General features: G+C 68.0%; 14 protein-coding genes. 13 read left to right on the forward strand and 1 reads right to left on the reverse strand.

All coding sequences use genetic code 11. The annotated features are described in order from the left end of the window. Positions 1-255 precede the first annotated feature (255 nt). Positions 256-804 carry an NUDIX hydrolase gene (locus ABZT47_RS28595; protein WP_354848577.1) on the forward strand — a complete coding sequence of 183 codons (549 nt, stop codon included), beginning with the start codon at positions 256-258 and terminating at the stop codon, positions 802-804. Between the two features lie 282 nt (positions 805-1,086). Continuing rightward, positions 1,087-2,097 (forward strand): NAD-dependent epimerase/dehydratase family protein, encoded by a 1,011-nt coding sequence (locus ABZT47_RS28600; RefSeq protein ID WP_354848580.1) that lies wholly within the window; start codon positions 1,087-1,089, stop codon positions 2,095-2,097. Here ABZT47_RS28600 and ABZT47_RS28605 read toward each other — a convergent pair. Then, positions 2,094-3,446 (reverse strand): hypothetical protein, encoded by a 1,353-nt coding sequence (locus tag ABZT47_RS28605; protein WP_354848583.1) that lies wholly within the window; start codon positions 3,444-3,446, stop codon positions 2,094-2,096. The two genes, ABZT47_RS28600 and ABZT47_RS28605, sit on opposite strands and share 4 nt — an antisense overlap. 589 nt (positions 3,447-4,035) lie before the next feature. Here ABZT47_RS28605 and ABZT47_RS28610 point away from each other — a divergent pair. The 11 genes from ABZT47_RS28610 (at position 4,036) to ABZT47_RS28660 (ending at position 20,281) form a co-directional block, all read left to right on the forward strand. Then, positions 4,036-4,224: an FxLD family lanthipeptide gene (locus ABZT47_RS28610; RefSeq protein ID WP_354848586.1), complete on the forward strand. Its 189-nt coding sequence runs from the start codon at positions 4,036-4,038 to the stop codon at positions 4,222-4,224. Positions 4,225-4,286: 62 nt separating this feature from the next. Further along, complete coding sequence (locus ABZT47_RS28615; RefSeq protein ID WP_354848589.1) at positions 4,287-6,314, forward strand: lantibiotic dehydratase family protein; 2,028 nt, start codon at positions 4,287-4,289, stop codon at positions 6,312-6,314. After that, on the forward strand, positions 6,311-7,372 hold the full coding sequence (locus ABZT47_RS28620; RefSeq protein ID WP_354848592.1) for a lanthionine synthetase C family protein: 1,062 nt from the start codon (positions 6,311-6,313) through the stop codon (positions 7,370-7,372). The genes ABZT47_RS28615 and ABZT47_RS28620 overlap by 4 nt, the downstream gene beginning before the upstream one ends. 36 nt (positions 7,373-7,408) lie before the next feature. Further along, positions 7,409-9,451, forward strand: a complete 2,043-nt coding sequence (fxlM, locus tag ABZT47_RS28625) for a methyltransferase, FxLD system (protein ID WP_354848595.1) — start codon at positions 7,409-7,411, stop codon at positions 9,449-9,451. Positions 9,452-9,467: 16 nt separating this feature from the next. Beyond that, positions 9,468-10,595 carry a hypothetical protein gene (locus ABZT47_RS28630; protein WP_354848598.1) on the forward strand — a complete coding sequence of 376 codons (1,128 nt, stop codon included), beginning with the start codon at positions 9,468-9,470 and terminating at the stop codon, positions 10,593-10,595. A gap of 221 nt (positions 10,596-10,816) precedes the next feature. Continuing rightward, entirely contained in the window at positions 10,817-11,419 is a 603-nt protein-coding gene (locus ABZT47_RS28635; RefSeq protein WP_354848601.1) for an NUDIX domain-containing protein, read from the forward strand. Then, on the forward strand, positions 11,416-11,736 hold the full coding sequence (locus tag ABZT47_RS28640; RefSeq protein ID WP_354848603.1) for a hypothetical protein: 321 nt from the start codon (positions 11,416-11,418) through the stop codon (positions 11,734-11,736). Before ABZT47_RS28635 ends, ABZT47_RS28640 begins: the two co-directional genes overlap by 4 nt. A gap of 549 nt (positions 11,737-12,285) precedes the next feature. Continuing rightward, entirely contained in the window at positions 12,286-13,725 is a 1,440-nt protein-coding gene (locus ABZT47_RS28645) for a hypothetical protein (protein ID WP_354848606.1), read from the forward strand. Next, positions 13,725-14,537 (forward strand): hypothetical protein, encoded by an 813-nt coding sequence (locus ABZT47_RS28650; protein ID WP_354848609.1) that lies wholly within the window; start codon positions 13,725-13,727, stop codon positions 14,535-14,537. Before ABZT47_RS28645 ends, ABZT47_RS28650 begins: the two co-directional genes overlap by 1 nt. After that, entirely contained in the window at positions 14,538-19,187 is a 4,650-nt protein-coding gene (locus tag ABZT47_RS28655) for a hypothetical protein (RefSeq protein WP_354848612.1), read from the forward strand. After that, positions 19,184-20,281, forward strand: a complete 1,098-nt coding sequence (locus ABZT47_RS28660) for a Wadjet anti-phage system protein JetD domain-containing protein (RefSeq protein ID WP_354848615.1) — start codon at positions 19,184-19,186, stop codon at positions 20,279-20,281. Before ABZT47_RS28655 ends, ABZT47_RS28660 begins: the two co-directional genes overlap by 4 nt. The last annotated feature ends 65 nt before the right edge of the window (positions 20,282-20,346 follow it).

A 20,346-nucleotide genomic window follows, 5' to 3' on the forward strand; every position in this document is an offset into this window, starting at 1 on the left:
CGCAGGGGTCTGCCGGGTGCTTCGTGCCTGGGCTGCGGGTCTCGGGTCCTTCTTCTCGCGGCTGGTCGGCGCCTGCCGGAGGAGGACTCGCCGGTGAGGAGTCCTGCCAATGGCTGGGCGTGGGGTGGTCTGTGGTCGGTAGGATGCCTGCACTGGTGAGCGTGGAGGGGCTGGAGGTTCATCAGATCGTTCATCGGCGGAAGGCGTCCCATGCCTGGCAGGCAGCTTGACCCGCGGCTAGTCGTTCGAGACCTCGTGCAGTCCGTCGTGCCGTATGACGAGCGAGAGTCCGCCGATCAGCGCTGGATGCTGGATTGGATCGATGCTGGTCATCCGCTGTTTCGTACGGCCAAGCCGGCAATTCCGGACCGGCATCTGGCGGTCTATGCCGCGCTCTTGGACGAGGCGGCCCGAACCGTCCTACTCGTGGATCACGCGAAGGCGAAGGCTTGGCTCATGCCCGGTGGGCACGTCGACCCTGAGGAGAATCCGCAGGTGACGGTCGTCCGCGAACTGAATGAGGAGCTGAAGATCGCGCCGCCCTTTCATGCGCGTCTTGGCAGCGATGCGTTCTTCCTGACCGTGACCGAGACTCGGCCTCCACACTCCCACACTGATGTGACTCTGTGGTTCGTCTTCTCGGCCAGTCAGCAGATGGAGATCGTTCCCGATCCGGCGGAGTTCTCGGCATGCCGATGGTTCGCCCTGGACGACGCTGGGGCATGGGCCGGGGACTCTGACCCGCAGATGCATCGGTTCATGGCCAAGCTGACCAGCGCGCTGGAACTCGCCCCGGTCGGCTAGCGCTAGCTAGCTGCTCCATCTGGAGGTCGGCGAGCGTCGGCAGCATGCCGTGCGGAGTCCGGCTGCACCACGGCTGCCGCCCGGCAGGCGAACGCTGCGGCTTGTTCGGCGGCCGTCCCTTGGCTCAGCGCGTGGATCAGTGCGGCGCTGAAGGCTGATCCGGCCCTCTGCACTTGCTGGGCGGCAACCGGCAGCGCCGGAACCGTGAAGCGGTGGCCCATGCGAGCGTGGCCGATGGCGCCGCTCTATCCGCCGCCGCGCGGATACGTCAGGATCGTGGCCATGCGACTGCTTATCCTTGGTGGTACCTGGTTCCTCGGCCGCGCCATGGTTGAGCAGGCTCTCCAACGCGGCCACGAGGTGTTCACCTTCACTCGGGGTAAGTCCGGCCAGGACGCCGCCGGAGTCTCCGCGATCCGCGGGGACCGGACCTCCAGGCATGATCTCGCCGACCTTGCGACGCGCGGCCCGTACGACGCCGTCATCGACACCAGCGGCATGACCCCCGACATGGTGGAGGCGTCCGCGAGCGCCCTCCGCGACCAGGCCGGCCACTACATGTACGTCTCCACGGTGAATGTCTACACCGGGTGGCCCACCGAACCCCTCACCGACGACTCACCCGTCCGCCGCTGGTCGTGGAGCGGGCCGCCCGGCGAGTCCGGCGCCGACCAGTACGGCCGCGAGAAGGCCGGGTGCGAGGAGGCGGTGACCCGCGCCTTCGGCGCCGGACGCTCCCTGCTGCTCCGGCCGGGCGTCATCATCGGCCCCCACGAGTACGTCGGCCGCATCCCATGGTGGCTGCGCCGCGTCGCCGAGGGCGGTCGGGTGCTCGCGCCCGGCATCCCGGATTGGCCGATCCAGCCGATCGATGTCCGCGACGTCGCCACGTTCGCCCTGGACGCCGCTGAACGCCACCTCGCAGGAGCATGCACGCTGGCAGCGCCGATTGGTCACGCGACGTTCGGCGATCTCCTGGAAGCATGCCAAAAGGCGACCGGCATCCCGGTCGTACTGGAATGGGTGCCGCACGACTTCCTCATCGGCAAGGGCGTCCGCGAGTGGACAGAACTGCCGCTGTGGCGGCCGTACGCGGGGACGTGGCAGATCGACGCGGCCCGCGCCCGCGCTGCCGGTCTGGTGTGCCGCCCTCTCGCCGAGACGGTGGCGGACACGTGGGCGTGGCTCCAGACCGGCCCTCAACTCGACCACGAGCGCGCGGCTGAACTCGGCATCACCCCGGAGCGGGAGGCGGCCGTCCTGGCGGCCTGGATCAACCAGCGCGCGGGCTAGGTGCCGGCGGGCAGTGCCCGCACGGTGGACGCATCCATGAACGCCATCAGCTGGGAGTTCAGAGCCCGTACCTGCTGCGTCTGCTGCGCATGGCCCAACTGCTCGTGCAGGCACTTGAGCCGGTACACGACGGGGAAGGTGCGCATGTTCTCGGGCAGCTCCAGGACGGCGGCCAGGGTGTCGTGGGCGTTGGCCAGGTCGCCGAGGATGACGAACGCGGTCGCCGCCTCGATTCCGATGGTGGCCTCAACCGTCGCCGACCGCTGATCGGTCGGGAGGGCCCGAGCATCCGCGAGCGCCGCGCGCGTATGGTCCAGGATCCGCCCGGTGAAGTCGTGCACGGCGGCCGGATCGAACTCGCCTCGACGCACCAGGAGCAGCTGCAGCAGAGCCGAGGAGAAGCCCCGCTGTTCCCGAACGGCGTCCCAGTCGAACACGCCGCCGATCTCCTGCAACTCGTCCCCGCCCCGGTCAGCGGAACGAGCCTCCATCGCCGCGTGGATCGCCGCCACAGTGCGGTCGGTGTCCCCCAGGTGACTGTAGGCGCGGGCTGCGATCGAGTAGACCCGGGCGGCCGCGATCCCTACCGGCCGGTGCTGCTCGGCCCGGGTGATGGCGGTGACGGCCTCGCGGGCACGGCCGGACCAGTATGCGCTGGTGGCCATCATGCCGCGCGCCCACACCGCTAGCGGCACGTTGTCGATGCTGTTCGCGTACGACCAGGCCGCGCGGGCGTGGTCCACGGCGTCTCTCGTCTGTCCGAGGTCAATGCTCGCCTCGGCGAGGAGGACACTCGCGACGCCGGCCATAAAGTTGAGGTCCTGGAGTTGGCCGGGCCGTGCGGTCTCGTTCCTCCTGGCCAGTATTTGAGCGCGCTTGGCCACCAGGAGCGGGAACACCTCCATGGGTGAACGCTGCAAGTACGTGCGCGCCAGCTCCACGACGTCGTCGTGGAGCTGCTCCATCGTCGCTGGGCCGACCTGGAGTTCGGCCTCCTCGGCGGCCTCCCTCGACTGGTCGGCTGCTTCCATCATCATCTCGTAGATCTTCCTGGGCTTGACGGGCGCGGCGATCACGCCGACTGCGACACGTTGCCCGTCTCCTGTGCTCGTCGCCAGTGCGAGCAGCTCCGTGACCGGCCGGTGGAACATGCTCTCCAAGACTGCGCATGCGTTCGGGTACGGCGCCGTTCGGAGGTCGCCGGCGAGCCAGCGTTTCCACTGCCGTGGCCCGAGCCACATCGAGCCGAAGCCGAGGCGTACGCCTTCCTCCTGGTAAGCGCGCAGGAATTGGCGGTAGGCCAGTAGTCCCCTGGCGTGAGCGAGTTGCCTCAGCACAGTCTGTTCCATGCTGGCCTTCCTGCCGGACGCGACAACTCTTGCTCTCAAGGTAGGGCCGACCAGGAAGCGCCGGAAGCTGCCCGCAACCCGGAAGTCTGGACAAGTCCGGCAAACGTTTGGGGGAAGTCCGCGAGGACCCCTTGCACCGCCTAGTGATGTCCCTCGCAGCACAGAGACGATGCACAGGCCACCCAGTCCAACCGCTGCTCCGAAGGGCTTGAACGTGAAGCTGACCGCCCGAGGATGGGCCGCCATGATCGAGGCGGCCGTAGGCCATTGGTGGCTGGTTCTTGGGGAGCCCGGCGGGCAGCACCTCAACGCCTACTACCGGGCCACTGCCACCACGAGGGGCGGACGCCTGCGGACTTGTGGCCGCTCCACGTGAAGACGCAGCGTGCCGCCGCCCACGCACTCCGGCGCGGGCCGCAGCCCCATCTTGCTGTCCCGCGCCACCTACTACCCGCAGGCCCACGAGGACGTCGTCCAAGTGTACGCCGCCGACCCGTAAGTGGACCAGGCGGACGCGGGCTGAGATGGCCCGCCCGGCCGACGTGGACTCCCACGTCAGGAATCCGAAACAAGACAAGGAGTAGAGGACATGAACGCTCCGACCATCCAGCAGACCATCACAAAGGAGACCGCCACGGTCGCTGCGGAAGAGACCTTCGACCCGTTCGACCTCGACATCACCTTCATCGAGAACACCCCGGCGGCCGACACGGTGCTGTTGTGCAGCACCGGCGACAACTGCGGGAGCTCCTGCCCGAGCGCCTGCACGACTTCCTAGTCCGCGCGGCGCGGGCCCGCCCGGCCCGCGCCCTCGTCTTCCCCGGGAACGGAGCGTGAGCGATGACACGGTCGCGGCGGACCCTGTACCGGCGCACGGGCGCCGGAATGCTGCGCGCGGCGGTGAACCTTGCCGCCCCCGCCCTGCCGCATTGGCCCGGGCCTACCGCGACCGTCGACCAGTGGCGTTCCTGGCTGCATCCGATCTGGGCCGATGACGCCTTCCGACGTACGGTCTCCAATGCGAGCCCGGACCTAGCCCGCCAGGTGGAGGCGGTCCTGGACGGCCGATCGGCGAACGGCCGTGCGGCGCGCCGCGCCGCGCTCGCCATCGCCCGGTACGCCATCAGATACGAGTATCGGTCCACGCCGTTCGGGTTGTTCGCTGGCGTCTGCCTGGTCGACTTCGGCGAGACATCGGCCGTGTTTGTCGGGTATGAGCACGAGGTCGTCGCCCGAGCCGACCCCCGGGCGCTGGACAAGGTGATCAGTGCCGTAGAAGCTAGCGGCGCGTCGATGGCGGCTGTCGAGGTGTGCGTCAACAACCTGGCGTACGTGCGCGGCGGCCGCGTCTTCGTGCCGTCCGAGGGCGCGTCGGAGTTCTCCCTCGCTCTGACGCCTGCGCTGGCGCTCGTCCTCCAGGTGGCCCGGTCACCCATCGGGCATGCGGCGCTGGCGGGCAAACTCGCCGCAGAGTTCCCGCAGGTGGAGGCACGCCGCCAGGCCGCGTTCCTCGCAGAGCTGCTGCGCCTTCGCGTTCTGCGGTCGGCGCTGCGTGCCCCTGCCACGATCGTTGACCCGGCTGCCGTCCTTCCTGCGGGCTCCTTGGAAGCCTGCGAGCGGGAGGACTGCGTGGACGTGCGCCTGAACGCCGAGGTTCGGTTGCCGGAGACAGTCGCGGTCGAGATGGAGACCGCGGCGACCGTGCTGGCCAGGCTCGCGCCCTACCCGGCCGGAACCAGGGCATGGCGGCGCTACATCGAGCGGTTCTCCGCCCGCTGGGGTGAGGGCGCCGAGGTGGGTCTGGAGCAGCTCGTTGACCCGGACAACGGGTTGGGCCTGCCTGACGGGTTCGGCTCGGTGTCCGAGCCGCCACGACCGATGTCCCGGCGCGACCGGTTGCTTTTGGATCTCGCAGGGACCGCCGCCGTTGAAGGCCGCCGGACGGTGATCCTGTCCGAGACGCTCATCGAGGAGTTGGAGGCCGCCGGCGAACCGCCCACCTGCCTTGCCCCGCACTTCGAGCTGTGCGCAGAGGTCCAAGCCGGTTCGCTCCCGGCGCTCGACCGAGGCGACTTCCGCGTCCGCGTACACACCGTCTCCAGAGCGGCCGGAACGATGACGGGACGATTCCAGCACCTGTTCCCGGACACGGCTGACAGGCACACGGCCCTGCCCACGGTCGATCCCGTGGCGATACCGGCTCAGTTGTCCTTCCATCCCTCACGCGTCGAGGCCGACCTGCTCACACGCACGCCGCAGGTCCTGCCGAAGCTGGTCAGCGTCGGAGAGTTCCGCGGCGGCGACACCACGGTGATCCTCCCCTCCGATCTGGTCGTCGGTCTGCGCGGTAGCCACCTCTACCTCGCGGTAGCCGCCACCGGGGAGCGTCTGGAACCGCTCACGCCGACAGCGATCAACTTCGTGTGGAACAACTTCACCCCGCCACTGGTCCGGTTCCTGGCCGAGATCAGCCGCGCCGCGACGCCGCAGGTGACCTGGTTCGACTGGGGCGCCGCATGGACGTTGCCGTTCACCCCGGCGCTGCACTACCGGCGCAGCATCGTGGTTGCGGCCCGCTGGCAGCTGCGGGCCCGCACACTGCCCGCCCGTACGGCGTGCCTGGAGGAGTGGGCCGATCAGCTGCATGCCTGGCGCGGCCGGGCGGGTGTGCCTGACCGTGTGCTGCTGGCCATGGACGATCAACGCCTGCTGCTGAATCTCACCAGGGAGATGGACCTCGACCTGCTTCGCACGCACCTGTGCGGCTCCTCCGTCGCGGTGCTCTACGACGCGCCGCCGCCGGACGCGAATGGGTGGATCGGCGGGCGCGCCCACAGCATCGTCGTCGCGGTCAGGGCGGACCGATGACCCCGCCCAGAACGCAGGCCTTGGCCGAGGGCGCGCTAGGGATGGCGCTGCTGCACATCGAGCGCGGCAACCTCGCCGTAGCGCGGCCCCTGCTCGCCGAGGCGGTCGTGGGCGGCGTCAGCACCGGCTCGAACGCTTCCCTGTTCCACGGCGCCCCCGCGCTGGAGTTCGTGCTCGGCCGCGCCGGACGCGCCGACCACTCCGTTCAGACAGCCGTCGACCGGGTCGTGGCCGCTCGGCTCGCTATGGCCCGCCGCCGGCGAGAAGCGGCGCGACCTCCCACGCTCGCCGAGTTCGATCTCATCCGTGGTCTCACCGGGCTTGGGGCGTTGCTGTTGGCCCGCGCAGGCTCGCCCCGGCCGCTGCTGCAGGAGGTGCTAGCCCACCTGGTGACGCTGGCGGTCCCGGCCGAAGCCGAAGCCCGGGTCCTGCCCGGATGGTGGGCGTCGGACAGCCCCCCACATGAGGACATCGCCGGTGGCCACGCCAACAACGGGGTGGCACACGGCATCGCCGGGCCATTGGCGCTGCTGTCTCTCGCCGCCCGCCGCGGCGTCCTAGTGGAGGGCCAGACCGGCGCCATCGAGACGTTCACGGCCTGGCTGGAGGAGTTCGGGTCCTTCTACTGGATCACCTTGGACCTACTCGCCGACGAGCCACAGCAGGCGCCACCGCTGCGTCCCTCCTGGTGCTATGGCGACCTTGGTATCGCCCGCACGCTGCAACTGGCAGCCTGCGCGCTCGGTGACGACGCCCGTAGGCGGAAGGCCGAGGAGCTCGCCGTCACCGCCCTCACCGACCCCGCCCGCCTGGACCGGGTTACCGATGCGTCCCTCTGCCACGGCTGGGCGGGGTTGCTGACGGTCACGACCGCTATCGCCGCCGACAGCTTCACCCCCGACCGGTTCGCCGAGCCCATCCGGCAGACCCGCCAGAGACTGGCCGCGGGGATCGCCGCGCTTTCCAAGCCAGGGTTTCTGGAAGGCAGTGCCGGGGCGGCGTTGGCGCTGGAGGGCGCCAATGTGACCGGCTGGACCCGCGCGTTGTTGATCGACTGACCCGCCAGCACGACCGAGCAGGAGCGAACCGAAGACATGAACTGGGACGACGAGAATCTGCCGCTTCCCGATGAGCCGGTTTGGCGGCAAGCCACCATCCGCTTTCCCGAGGATGCAGGAGCGACCCCGAAGACGGCGGCCGCACTCGCGGCCGCGCTGTCCGGGCAGCGTTTCCACTTCATGCGCAAGGAAGGCAAGCTCCGGCTGCGCACCGAGCGGTCCGCCGCCGACCTGCTCGACCAGTTCGTCGCTGACGAGTTCGCGGCCGGTTGGGTCGCCGGAGTCTACGAACCGGAGACCGAGGCGTTCGGCGGCGCCCAGGGCATGGCCATCGCCCACGAGGTGTGGTGCGCCGACAGCCCCGCGGCCTTGGCCGGGACCGGCAGCCCGCACGCCCGCGAGCGGTGCATCCTGCTGCTGTCGGCCATGAACCGGGCCGCAGGGCTCGACCCGTTCGAGATCGGCGACGTGTGGGCGAAGGTCGGCGACCTTCGCCCGGCGGTCAACCCGCCGCATGCGTCCCACCGGGCGTCTGCGATCACCGCCATGCGGCGCCTCATGAACGCCGACGCCGCCCAGCGCGACACCACCGAACCCGGCTGGCCTGACCGCGTCGCCGCGTTCGAGGACGCCGGCCGACGCCTGGCCCGTCTCGCGGCTGGCGGGCAACTCCGGCGAGGGCTGCGCGCGGTCCTCGCCCACCACGTGATCTTCGCTTTCAACCGCGCCGGCATATCCGTGGCCGAGCAGGCCGCCGCGGCCTGGCTGGGCCAGCACGTCGCCTTCGGAGACGACGAGCCGGCCGTCGTGTCCACCGGCCAGTCCGCACCCGCAACCCCTACCTTCGAGAGGATGGAGAGCACCATCACCACGACCGATCCCACCGAGCTGCGCAACGCCATGGTGGACAAGTTCACCGGCTCGGGCCACCTGCGCACCCCCGCGATCATCGACGCCTTCCGGGAAGTCGAACGCCACCACTTCATCCCGGAAGCCGACATCGCCGCCGCCTACGTCGATGACGCCGTGTCGGTGAAGCACGGCCACGACGGCGAGATGATCTCCTGCATCTCGGCGCCGTCCATCGTCGCCACCCAACTGGAGCAACTGGGTGCACAGCCTGGAGACAAGGTCCTGGAAGCGGGGGCGGCCACCGGGTACAACGCCGCCCTCCTCGGGCGGCTCGTCACCCCCGGCGGGCACGTGTGGACTGTGGACGTTGACACCGACCTCGTCAACACCGCCGCAAAGCACTTGGACGCCGCCGGCGCGTCGAACGTGACGGTGATGCTGGCCGATGGTGCGGCCGGGCTGCCCGAGTACGCCCCGTTCGACCGGATCCAGTTCACCGTGGGCGCCGGTGACATCCCCCTCCCCGTCCTGGACCAGCTGGCCCCTGACGGTCGGCTCGTCATCCCGATGCGGATCCGTGGCAGTATCTCCCGATCCTTCGCCTTCGAGCGTGACGGCGGAACCTGGAAGACCGTGTCATGCGAGATGGCCTCTTTCGTCCCGCTACGTAAAGGCGTATGTGACGACGTCCGGACCGTGGTCACCATGACGGGAGAGGGCGACGTCCGGCTGGAGACCTACAGCGAGCAGCTCGTGGACCGAGAGGCGATGCGGACCGTCTTGGACGCGCTCTCCCACAAGCAGTACACGGGCGTGAAGTTCCGGCAGGGCTCGGCCTGGGAGTGGGTCTACCTGTGGCTGGCGTGCGTCCTGCCCAACGGCCTGTCCCGGATGCCTGGCCGGCGGCCCGGGTTCGCCCCGCACTTCGGATGGGGTTCCATGGCGGCCCTCGACGGCGACAGCCTGGCCTACCTGACCGTCCGCGAGGGTGAAGACAGCGACGGCCGATTCTGGGAGATCGGAGTCATCGGCCACGGCCCGCGCGCCGCCTCCCTCGCCGAGCATGTCGTCACCGAGGTCCAGGAGTGGAACCGCGACTACGGCAACGACGCTCCGGCCCCCGGCTTCCGCATGGCCACCGCCGCCAACCGCGACCTGCTGAAGGCCGCTGACCCACGCTTCATCATCGACAAGCCCAACAGCCGACTCGTCATCGACTGGCCGTAGAAGGGGAAGCAGCGTGATGAACCCTGCGATCGCCCGCCGTATCCCGCTCGTCTGCCGGCCCAAGCCGCCTGGGCTTCCACTGGACAGGCGCATTGCAGAGCTCACCGCGCTGACCGTGGACATGCCCGGCGCGGGCCACTCCCAACGGGTGGCCCGCGCGAGCGGTGTCCTCAACATGGCCGCGCTCATCGCCTCTGACAGCGGAATGCCCGACCTCGCGGCCGAACTGTGCTGGAGGCAGCACAAGGTCTTCGCCGAAGCCAGGAGTCTCGACCAGGACATCGCCGTGATGTCGCTGATGCCGCTGGTGAACATAGCGCGGCTGCTGATCCGCGAAGGTGACGGCACCGCCGCCTTCGCGGTGCTTCAGGGGCTGTACCGGGCAGCCCAGCAGCGCGGAGCCACCGTCATCCGAAACCACGACGTCGACCTTTCACCGCTGATCCGGACCGTCGCAGATCACCGCAAGATCTGTACGGAGCTGTGGGTCGCCCTGCTGGTCGACGGCGCCAGAGCCCTCGCGAGTGTCGGCCGCTGGACCGAGGCAGCCGAATCCATGGCCGCGCACCACGGCGTCGGCCAGCGGCTCCTCGACGGCCGCCAGATCGCGATCATGTCGCTGATGGAACAGGACCTCCCGCAGCAGGCCGCCGCCATGATTGACTCCAGCGTTCCCGCAGAGCCCTGGGAGAACGCCGTCGCCGCCATCTTGCGCACCTACTGCCGTCCTCCGGCCACGGCGGCATCACAGGACGAACTGGCCCACGTGGCGCGCGAAGCCCTCACGGTGATCGCCGAGCCTGCGCCGTTGACCGCGGCGTTCCGAACTCGGCTCGGCCTGACCGCGCTCGATCTGACTGCCGGCCGACCCACAGCACACGACTCCGGCCTGCGGTCCGCTGTCACCGACGTGGCCTGCTCAGACGCCTACGCTGCCCGAGAGGTCCTAGGGCACCAGGGGATAAGCTCCCGCATGACCCCACAACAGGAACAGGTGGTCGCCGACGTGCTCACCGCCTCGGGGTTCGGCGCCGGCAGCATCCCGGCCGTCCACCTGGATACGCTCACTGCCGCGGCTCGTCAAGGTGAGGACAGCCTGCGCGACCTACTCGGCACAGCCACCCTCCAGAGCGGCCCTGCGTGACTTCGAACCGCGCGCCCGGCCGTCTACCCGTGAGACCGCCCAGGGCCTGCCTGATGAGGACCGTGCGATTTCAGGTCACCAGCAGCAGGAGTGACGCCTGTGTCAAGCTGGTTCCGGTGGCAAGCGTTCGCACCGCATCCGCGCGTGGTCGTGCCCCCCGCGAGGGAGGAACGTGATGATCAAGCGTTCGACGGCCTCTCCGGCTGGTGCGGGGGTGCCTTGTGGCGATCAGTGACGCGGACATCTCAAGCACACTTTCCGTCTACCTTGAGCGGTACCCGGACGAGGCCGTGCTGCTGTCCGAGCCGGTGCAGTTGCTGTCTCAGGGGCAGGATTTCACCTCGCGACGGACCTTTCCGATGCACGTGACCGTCGGCGCGCTGCTGGTCCGTGGTGACGCCGATGACGCCGAGATTCTGCTTGTCGAGCACCTCGCTTACGGGATCATGTTGCAGCCAGGAGGCCACCTTGAGCCGACCGACACCACACTGATCGACGCGGCAGTGCGCGAGCTGGCGGAGGAGACCGGTTGTGACCCCGGCAAGGTCTTCCCGGCGTCGCAGACCCCCGTCTACGTCGAGTACGCCAGGGTTCCGGCACGACCGGAGAAGGACGAACCGGATCATTACCACCTCGACCTCGGGTACGCCTTCGTGACAACGCATGCGGACGTTGGGCGTATCCAGGAGTCCGAGGTGACGGGTGCCGCCTGGTACCCACTTGCCGTGGCCGAGCGCCTTGTCGGGCACCGTATTGCGCGGGCGCTCAGCGTACCGACCGGGATCGGTCGGCCGAGCCCGTCGGATGCTTCCGGCCGGAGTTGAACGATCAGATGTGGTCGGCGGCACCGCTGGTGGCGGTGGACCTGAGGGGCACCGGCGCCCAGTACTGCGACAATGAGGCGATCCTGGAGATCGGCGTCGTCTCGCCGGTTGACGGGCGTCCCGAGCGGCACGTGATGCACCGCCCTTGGTCACCGCCCGGTCTGACCAACGAGAAGCCGGCGCTCGGCCCGAAGCTGCGGCAGATCCTCTCCGAGTTGGCGGCGTGGCTGGATGGCACGTGGATCGTTGGCCACACCGTCAGCGTGACTGGCGGTTGCTGTCGATGCGCTGTCCCGCGATCCGTCCTGCCGCGCTGATCGACACGCTGCAGCTGGCCAGGGCGGTCCGCACATGGGAGCGGCGCAACAGCCCCAGCGCGTTGCTGACGCACTTCGGCCTGGTAGAGGCGCCGGCCGCGCCTTCACCCACCCGCAAGACCTGATCACCGCCGTCCGCCAAGGCCTATGCCGACTCCAGTATCGCCACGACGTTCTTGACGGCGGCCTCGTCGGTACCGGCCTCGTCCTCCACCCGCTCTGACTACATCACGCTTTCAACCCCTATAACAGGATTCCTAATCCATCCATTGGCCAAAATGGGCGAACGGTACGCCCGAATTACACCGAACAAATTTTCGGCTTGCCGAGTTCGAGTTCGAAACTGTGCGTTGGCCCGGAAACGTCAGACGCTTCAGGTAACTTTTGGCGGGTTGAACGGCGAAGGCAAGCGCTGCGCACATGGGGTGGACAAGGGGATTGTCGGTGGAATGTGCTGGAACGGAGAGCCCGCCGAGCGGGCGTAGTCTTACACCGGCTCTGACGAGTTTTATGTCTGCGTGGCAGCCTCGGCAGCGTCGAACTGCGGGAATGCAGGCGTTGTTGTTCAACCGTATCGACAGCTTGGGGCGGGTGCATCCGGAGTGGGCGTCCTACGACCTGATCACCCACACGCTCGCGGCCCTGCACCTGGTGATTGAGAACGATCGGTTGACCGGGGGGCACACCCAGACGCAGATCATCGACGAGTTGTCGGCGCTGGTGTCGCTGGAAGGGCCCGAGGACTCTCCGGAGATCCATCGGGAGCTGGCCGCGGCAGTGGTCGGGGTGCTGTTGAACTCGCGGGACCGCCAAGCCCGCTACCGCGGGGAGTACCTGCGTTACGACGCAGAGGCGGGGACGGTCAGCCATCCTCCGCTGTCGTTCCGGCTGGTCGAGACCGTCGGCCGGGACGACGACGTGGAGCCGACGCTGCGGGCGACACCCGAGGCGATCAACATCTTCCAGAATCTCATCGCCTTCGATCCCTCCGATCGGGCGGCCGCAGAACGGTATCGGTCTGAGCGGATGCTGGAGCGCAAGGACTACGACGAAGTCCTGCATTCGGTCAGCCGGCGGGAGACCAGTGTCCACGGTTTGCAGAAGGAGTTCGACGCCCTGCTCCGGCGGATGGAGCGGCGCGTCCGTGACGTCGACTACGCGGTTGATGTCGCGCCGAAGCTCGATGAGGCGGCCGCGCTGATCCGTGAGCAGGTCGACGCCGAACAGCGGTTTGCTGACACAGTCGCCGAGCACATGCACCTGCACGCCCCCGACCACGCACGCTTGCAGCGGATCACCGATCATCTGCGAGAGCTGATCCACGCACTGACCCGGCTGTTGCGCACCACCAGCCTTGCGGTCCGGACGTTCGAAGAGCAGCAGGACCGGCAGCTGTTCACCTATCGGCGGATCACCATCAATCCGACCTCTGACCTGCTCGGTCCGCTGATGCATGCCACGCCCGGCCAGCTTGAGCAGCTCTTGCGCCAGCGGCTCGCGGTGTTCCTCAGCCCGGCTCCCCGCAGAGTCCTCAACTTGCAGACCGTGCTGGAGAAGACGGCTCCGGCGGAGCGGACTCCGTCCACCGGCTCAGGCGTCGACCCTTTCGCTCTCGGCGAGGTCCGTGCCGGTCACGACGACCTCGATCCCGAAGTCCTCGCAGCGGTGACCGACATCCTCGCCAGCGTCACCGAACCGACCTTCTTGTCGCAGCTGCTGGCCACGCTCCATGAGCGGGCCGACCTGCAGCGGCTCACGCCCAGGCAGCGGCTGCGGCTGCCGTGGACGCTCGCCGTCGTGGTGACGTCGTCCTACTTCGCGACCGATATGCCTGAGGCCGGTGCGGACCCCGAACCGTTCGATCGGGCCCGCTTCGCCCTCGCCCATCCTGGACGGACATTCCAGCACGACTCCGTCGGCGGCGACGACCTCCTCGTGCTATCCAGATCCGCCCCCGCCTACCTGACCCCGCCCTCTGAGGAGACCTGATGGATTCCGTGGACGCAGGACGGCTGCTCGCCCTGGCCACCGACTTCACCGTCATCCCCGGCCGCAGCGGCCTGTCCGCCGAATACCGTCGGCTCGTCAACCGGTATGTCACCGAGGCGTCGTTCAAGATGCTCATCGACGGGCTGCTGGAAGGCGCCGAATGCGAGGCGACATACGCCAGCGAGACCGAAGGGCTCATCGTGCGCGCCGACGCCGACAGCCCGTGGTGCTGGCCCGCCGCATCCGGAGATCTGCCCTGGAACACCAAGAAGTACCGGGGAGAGGAGGCGGCGTTTCAGCGGGCGGGGCGGCTGCTGGTCATCCCAGCGCTCCTGGCCTACATCGCGCCCTCGGCGGTCGAACTCGACGACCTCATGACCGACCCGACTCTCCTGCCTCCTCCCGTGCCGGTCCGCGAGCTGGAAAAGCTCATCCGTGACTTCGCCGAGCACCTCGAGGCCGAGGACCCCGGCCTTGACGGGAACGAATACCCGATCTGGTGGCACTGGCTGCAGGCCTCAGGCGAATCCTCGACCGGGCGGGCCGCACCCAAGACCACCAGCTACATGGTCAACGACGTGCTGCAGTTCCTGCGCGAACGCGGGCTGTTGACCAGGGTCTCCGAGTCCGGCACCGACACGGTCTACCAGCCGCGCCGCCGACTGATCTTCCACTACACCGACCTGCTCATTGACGGCCTGTTCACCGACCTGCAGCAGTTCGCCGCGCGGCAGCAAGCCGACGCGCCTCCCGGCACCTGGGGGGAAGCCCTGGCGGACGACAGCTTCAGCAACGATGAAAGCGAAGACTGAATGGGACCGATCACCGGCTTTCGGATCGTGAACCTGCGCGCGCAGGCGAAGGTCGCCTATCCCGACCTCACCGTCAACCTCGACAACCGCGCCCACACGGTGGTCGGGCAGGAGAACGGTGGCGGGAAATCGACGCTGATCGGGTTCCTGATCCACGTGCTCCTCCCGAACGCCACGGAGTTCCTACCACGCAAGGCTAAACGCCGCCAGGAGAAGAAGGGGGAGGACAAACGCGTCGAGAATTACGTGCCCGGCGGACCGCCCACGCACGTCGTCCTGGAGTTCGACCTGCCTCACCGCGGCACGATCACCTCGACTACCCCGACCCGGGTTCTGGTGGGCGCCTGCCTGTACAAGCCTGATGGCGCTGGCCCCACCGTAAAGGCGGAAGAGTTTTTCTGGTCTGCCCGCTGCGCCTCTCCCGAACTGACGTTGCCCACGTTGCCGCTGCGTGACGACGACGGCGGCCTGCTGAGCCACCAGCGGTGGCGCCACCACCTGAACGTGCTAAAGGAGCAGCTACCTGCCGCTGAGATCGTCATTCACGGAGATCAGAGGAGGTGGGAAGCCCACCTCAAGGACGACCTGAAGATCGACGTAGGGTTCGCCCGGTCCTGGCTGCTGACCATGAATGAGGATGAAGGAGCCGCCGACCGGGTGTTCACCTACGCCTCCTCCCGGGAGTTCCTCAACAGCCTGGTCGGAGCGATCGCTGACCCCACTTCCCTGTCCGATATCAAGGCCACGCTGCGGATGCAGGCCGCGGACGCCGACCGGTGCAGGCTCGACCGGCGCCGAAAGAAGCTCCTGGAACTGCTCGTCACCCAAACCGACCCGCTCGCCGACCTCAGCGCGCAACTCACCGCGATCGACACCAGCCGCCGTGACCTCATCTCCGGTGTCCTATCAGCCCGCCGGTCCTTGACGAAGAGCGCGGCTATCGCCAAAGGCCGCGCCGAGACCGCGCAAGGTCAGAAGCGCCGTGCCGATGAGGAGGAACGCGCGGCCGCGCATATTCAAGCAGAAGCGCGCGGCCTGGAGATCGCTGCCCGCCTCCAGGTCGCGGACCTCACCTTGAAGGAGACGATCCGACAAGTCGAGGATGTCAATAAGTCCATAGCCGCCCAGGAGAAGATCTCGCTGGTGTGTGGCGTTGCCGGCCACCTCGCCGAGCGCGCTTCCCTCCGGACACGGATGAGCGATGCCGTGCGCATACTGGCGGACAAGTCCGCCGACGCCGAGCCCGCCCGCCGCGCGGCCAGCTCTGCGGCATCCGCGTGGGTCGCCAGCCTGGAGGCCGAACTCGAGACCTTGGCTCAAGCGCAGACAGGGCAGAAGACCGTGCTGGCGAAGGCCCGGGCCGCGCTACACGACGCCGCCGGCCGCCGTACCACCGCCGACCGGCGCATAACGACGTTGCAGGCCTACATCGAGGGGGAGCAGAAGGCTCTCCACCGCCTGGACCAGCTTCTCGAGAAGGCTCGCAAGGACGGGCTCGTCGGTCACGATCAGTTGCCCGCCGAAGCGCTCACCTCCCGCAAAGAGGAACACGACCGTCTCGACGGCGACCTGACGACGGCCGAGGAACAGCTCGAGGGCTTGCAGGAACGGCTCCAGTCACTCAACAAACAGGCGGCAGCCCTTCAGGGAAAGCTCGGTGTCGCGGCAGCCGCCACCGAACAGGCCCACCGCCGATGGCAACAGGCCAAAGACACCACCAACAAGCTCATCGATGACATCGCCGGCAGCGGCTTGCTCGACCTGGAGGTCATCAACCTCGATGACAGCGCACCGCTCGTCTTGGACCTGCTGAACGCGGTCATGGACTCCGCCCACAAACGCATTCTCACTGCGGCGGTCGATGCCGCGGCCGCCACCCGCGCGGCCAAAGCGCTGCATGACACCCGGTTGATGCCACCACGCCCCGACATCGAGCGTGTGTGCAAAGAGGCTGCTAAGGCGGGGTGGGGAGCTCGGCCTGGCTGGGCTTACCTGGCCCTCACCCCGGCCGCCGCAATAGGTGCCGCGACGCGCCACCCCGCGCTCGCCGACGGCATCATCGTCAATGTCCCCGAGGACCTGCAGCAGCTGATCGACTATGTCCAGTCCCAGCGCGATACCTTAACCGGGCCTGTCTGTATCGGCCCGCCCAGCGCCTTCGCCTTTCCAGGCAACGAGGACGTCACCGTCGTCCTGCCCCACGAGAGCTATTGGTCGACGGATGCAGCCGATCGGCGACTGGACCGTTGTGAACGCGACGAACAGATCCAGCACAGCGCCATCCAGGCTCAGACCCAGCGTCAGCGCACCGCGCAGGCTCTGCACAACAGCGTCACCGAGTGGACGGCGATGCTCGGCCCGGGCGCCGTCGACGCCGCTGAAGAAGAACACAGCACCCGGGAAGCCGAGCTGGCGGAACTCACCCGCGACAAGACCACGCTTGAGGCGCAGATCGAGGAGATCCGCCAAAACGTGAAAGACACTTCCTCCCTTACCACCCAGCTCCGCACCCAGCTCACCGACCTGAAACTCACCGTGGAGCGGCTGACCCTTCTGAAGGAGCAGTGGGCGCAGCGGCCTGCGTCCGAGGAACGGGTGCGGGGCTGGGAACGCGATCTGGACGCCGTGACCCAAGACCTTGAGACCGCACAGCATGATCACGGAGCGGCCGAGGCCGACCAGCAGGCGGCCACGGATGCCATCAACCAGATCGTTATCACCGTCGGGGGCCTGAACAAGGAACTCGCGAAGGCTCGCCTCTGTGTGGCCGAGATTGCCCGGCTCGGAGATGAGATCAGCCCGGATGACAGAGCCGCCAGTCGCGAAACACTCGCCGTACTCACCGAGCAGCGCTCTCAGCACTACCGGGGGGCGATCAGCGACGCCCACCTCGAAGCCGAAATCTCCCACTGCCGGCAGCGGATCGACCCCATCGAGTCGGCCTTGGCCGAGCGCGCTCCGGAGCGGTCCGACCTTCGCGTGAAGGCCGATGAACTACTCAGGGAGCGGCCTACCGCGATGCCAGCCGACTTCGCTCAGAAAGCAGACACCGCCCGCGCACGCGTCGGTGAGCTGAAGGAGTCCCGTGGCGAACTGCGGCACCAGCAGGCCACGCAGCAGAAGACGCTGGAGGCTATCCGGAGCGAGGCCGACAAGGTTCCCAAGGTCACTCTCACGGATGAAGACTCGACCGCGGACTTGGCGGAAGCCGAGACGATCGTCCAGCGCCGCCAGGCGGTGCTCGCCGAAGCCGAGAAAGTCCATGGCCGAGCCGAACGCGCACGCAGCGACGCCTCGCGCCAAGCCGACCGTGCCATTGCCATCCACGATCTGGTCACCACCACCCGTGACCGGATCTACGGATCGCTCGTTTCGCTGTCCGCTCCCGGCCTGCTGCTCCCGTCGATCGATCTCGAAACGGCCGATTTCGACACGAAAGACCTCGACCTGGACAGCCTCCCAGCACCGCTTACCCGGTTCCTCGCCCTGCTCACCTCGACCGACGACCACACCTCCGAAGAGTTCACCGCGGCCGCTGACCAAGCGGTCGACGACCTCACCGGGCTGATCGACCTGTTGTCCGCCCGACGGTCCACCACCGAGAGCAGCACCAACCGCCAGCTGGAGACGGTCGAGGTCGTGCTGCGCGGCGCGGATGAGGAGATCCGATCGGGCGACCAGATGCTCCAAACCCTCTACTCTATGCCTCGCACCACGTTGATCCAACAGGCCGTCACCATCAATAACGACGCCACCCAGCGGCTCGCGCTGCTCGCCCACCGGCTCGCCAACTTTGACGGTCAGGTCGCCAACACCGCGAGGACCACTTTCGCGCACCTGAGCCACATCGTGACCGCTGTCCGCCAGACCGCCCGCGACTCTCTCCTTCCCACCACCCCCGCGCTCGGCCGGTGGGGCAACACCCCCCTGCTCAAGTTCGGCGGACTCGACATGAGCAAAGCCGATCAGCAAGCACACATCCTCGCCACCATGCAGGAATGGTTCGACCCCGACCGAACGGATCGCCCCAGCTTCGACGCCGACACCACGATCTACAAACTGCTCGAAGCGATGACACCCCGGTTCAGCGCCCGGCTCCTCATCCCTTCCGACCCACTCGATCCCGACCACAAGCCCGTCGAGAAGATCGCCCTCAACACCTCCGGCGGTGAAGGCGTCACCATCGCCCTTATTCTTGCCTCGCTCCTGGCTGCCCGCCGCGCCAAGGACAACGGCCACCAGCACAGCACGCTCATCCTCGACAATCCCTTCTCCAAAGTCACCAAACCGATGTTCCTGCGGCTGGTCCGCGACGTCGCCTCCTCCCTCGGCGTCCGCCTCATCTCCTTCACCGGCATCCGAGACAGCGGCGCTCTCACCGTCTTCCCTTCTTTCATCGGCCTACGAGTCTCCCGCCGCCACACCGCCAACATCGTCGCTCCCCAGCACATCGATGATGACGACCTCCAAACCCTCCTGCGCAACGGCACCCTCTATGTCTCTCCCATCGAACGAGACGCCGCCACCGGCGGCGGCGACCACCTATGGCCGGTGATCTCCGCCGCCGCCATCACCTACGACACCCAACTGCAGCTCTCCGACCTGGACGAACCCCTCACCGGCGACGATCCTGGAGATGTCCCGTCATGACGGACCAGAACGTCCCCGCGCCGTCATCAGAAGCGCTGCGCGCGTTCGAACAGGCGCTCCTCGACCACGGCAAGGCACGTGTGACCAGAGCCGATCTGTGGCTCCTCTGGAAGACTGCGGACCTCGCTCTGCCCGCCAGTTGGGCAGCCCGTCCCCGCCTCGCCCACGCCCTCACGCACTTAGCCGACGAGGGCGTCATCGAACTTCCCAGCCGCAGTGGATCCCTGTGGGACCATGGCCTGTTCCCCTTGCCCGAGCGCATCACCGTGCCGGCCAACCGCCGCACTGCTGCTCGCCTCCTCGACCCCGCGCATGAGCCTTGGGCGCCGGCGCTCAGCTGGATACCCGCCTGGATGCGGGAGAACCGGCCACCCCAACAACTCCGGCTGGACGCCGTGGCCGTGAACCGGTGGATACTGGCCACCACCGGTCTCACCCCTGCTCGCGTCGCCCGGGAAGAACGATCGCTGCACATATTCAACGATGAGAAGCGCCTCGCCCACCTCGCCCAGGGACCGCTGTTCAGCGGCGGCCGACTCACCCTCGACCTACTCGCCTGCGAGGCCCCGCTCGGCGGCCTGCGCATCGCCAAACTCCGCGATGCCGGCCCCGTCCTCATCGTGGAGAACAAATCCACGTTCGACTCATGCTGGCGATCTCTGCGCGCCAGCCCGGACCCCGGTTACGCCGCCGTCATCTTCGGCGGAGGCGATTCCGTCGCCAGCCTGATCGACGACCTCGTCCATCTAGCAGAACTCCACCAGATCGTCGTGACGGAACTCCACTACGCGGGAGACGTCGACATCGCTGGCATCGAAGCCGCTGCCTTGTTCGCCGACGCCGCCAACACCGCCGGCCTGTCCAGCCGTATGTCGATCCCGCTGTGGAATGCCGTCGCGCGGGCCGAGCCCACCGGCGATGACCTCACCGCGAGCCCTGCACGCAAAACCCCCGCGATTAGCACTGCCCGCGAACTCGACCTTCCCGACACTGTGATCACCCACCTGCTCGCAGGAAGACGCGTTCCTCAAGAGCGTGTCGATCGGACCCAGCTGGCCGACGTGCAATGGTGGCATCCGGATGCAGCCTGGTGAGCGGAGCCAGGTCACCGTCGTCGCCAGCGGACCGGCCAGCTTTCCGACCGGGGCACCATGGATGA

The sequence above is a fragment of the Sphaerisporangium sp. NPDC005289 genome (assembly GCF_040607455.1).
Taxonomy (GTDB): domain Bacteria; phylum Actinomycetota; class Actinomycetes; order Streptosporangiales; family Streptosporangiaceae; genus Sphaerisporangium; species Sphaerisporangium rhizosphaerae.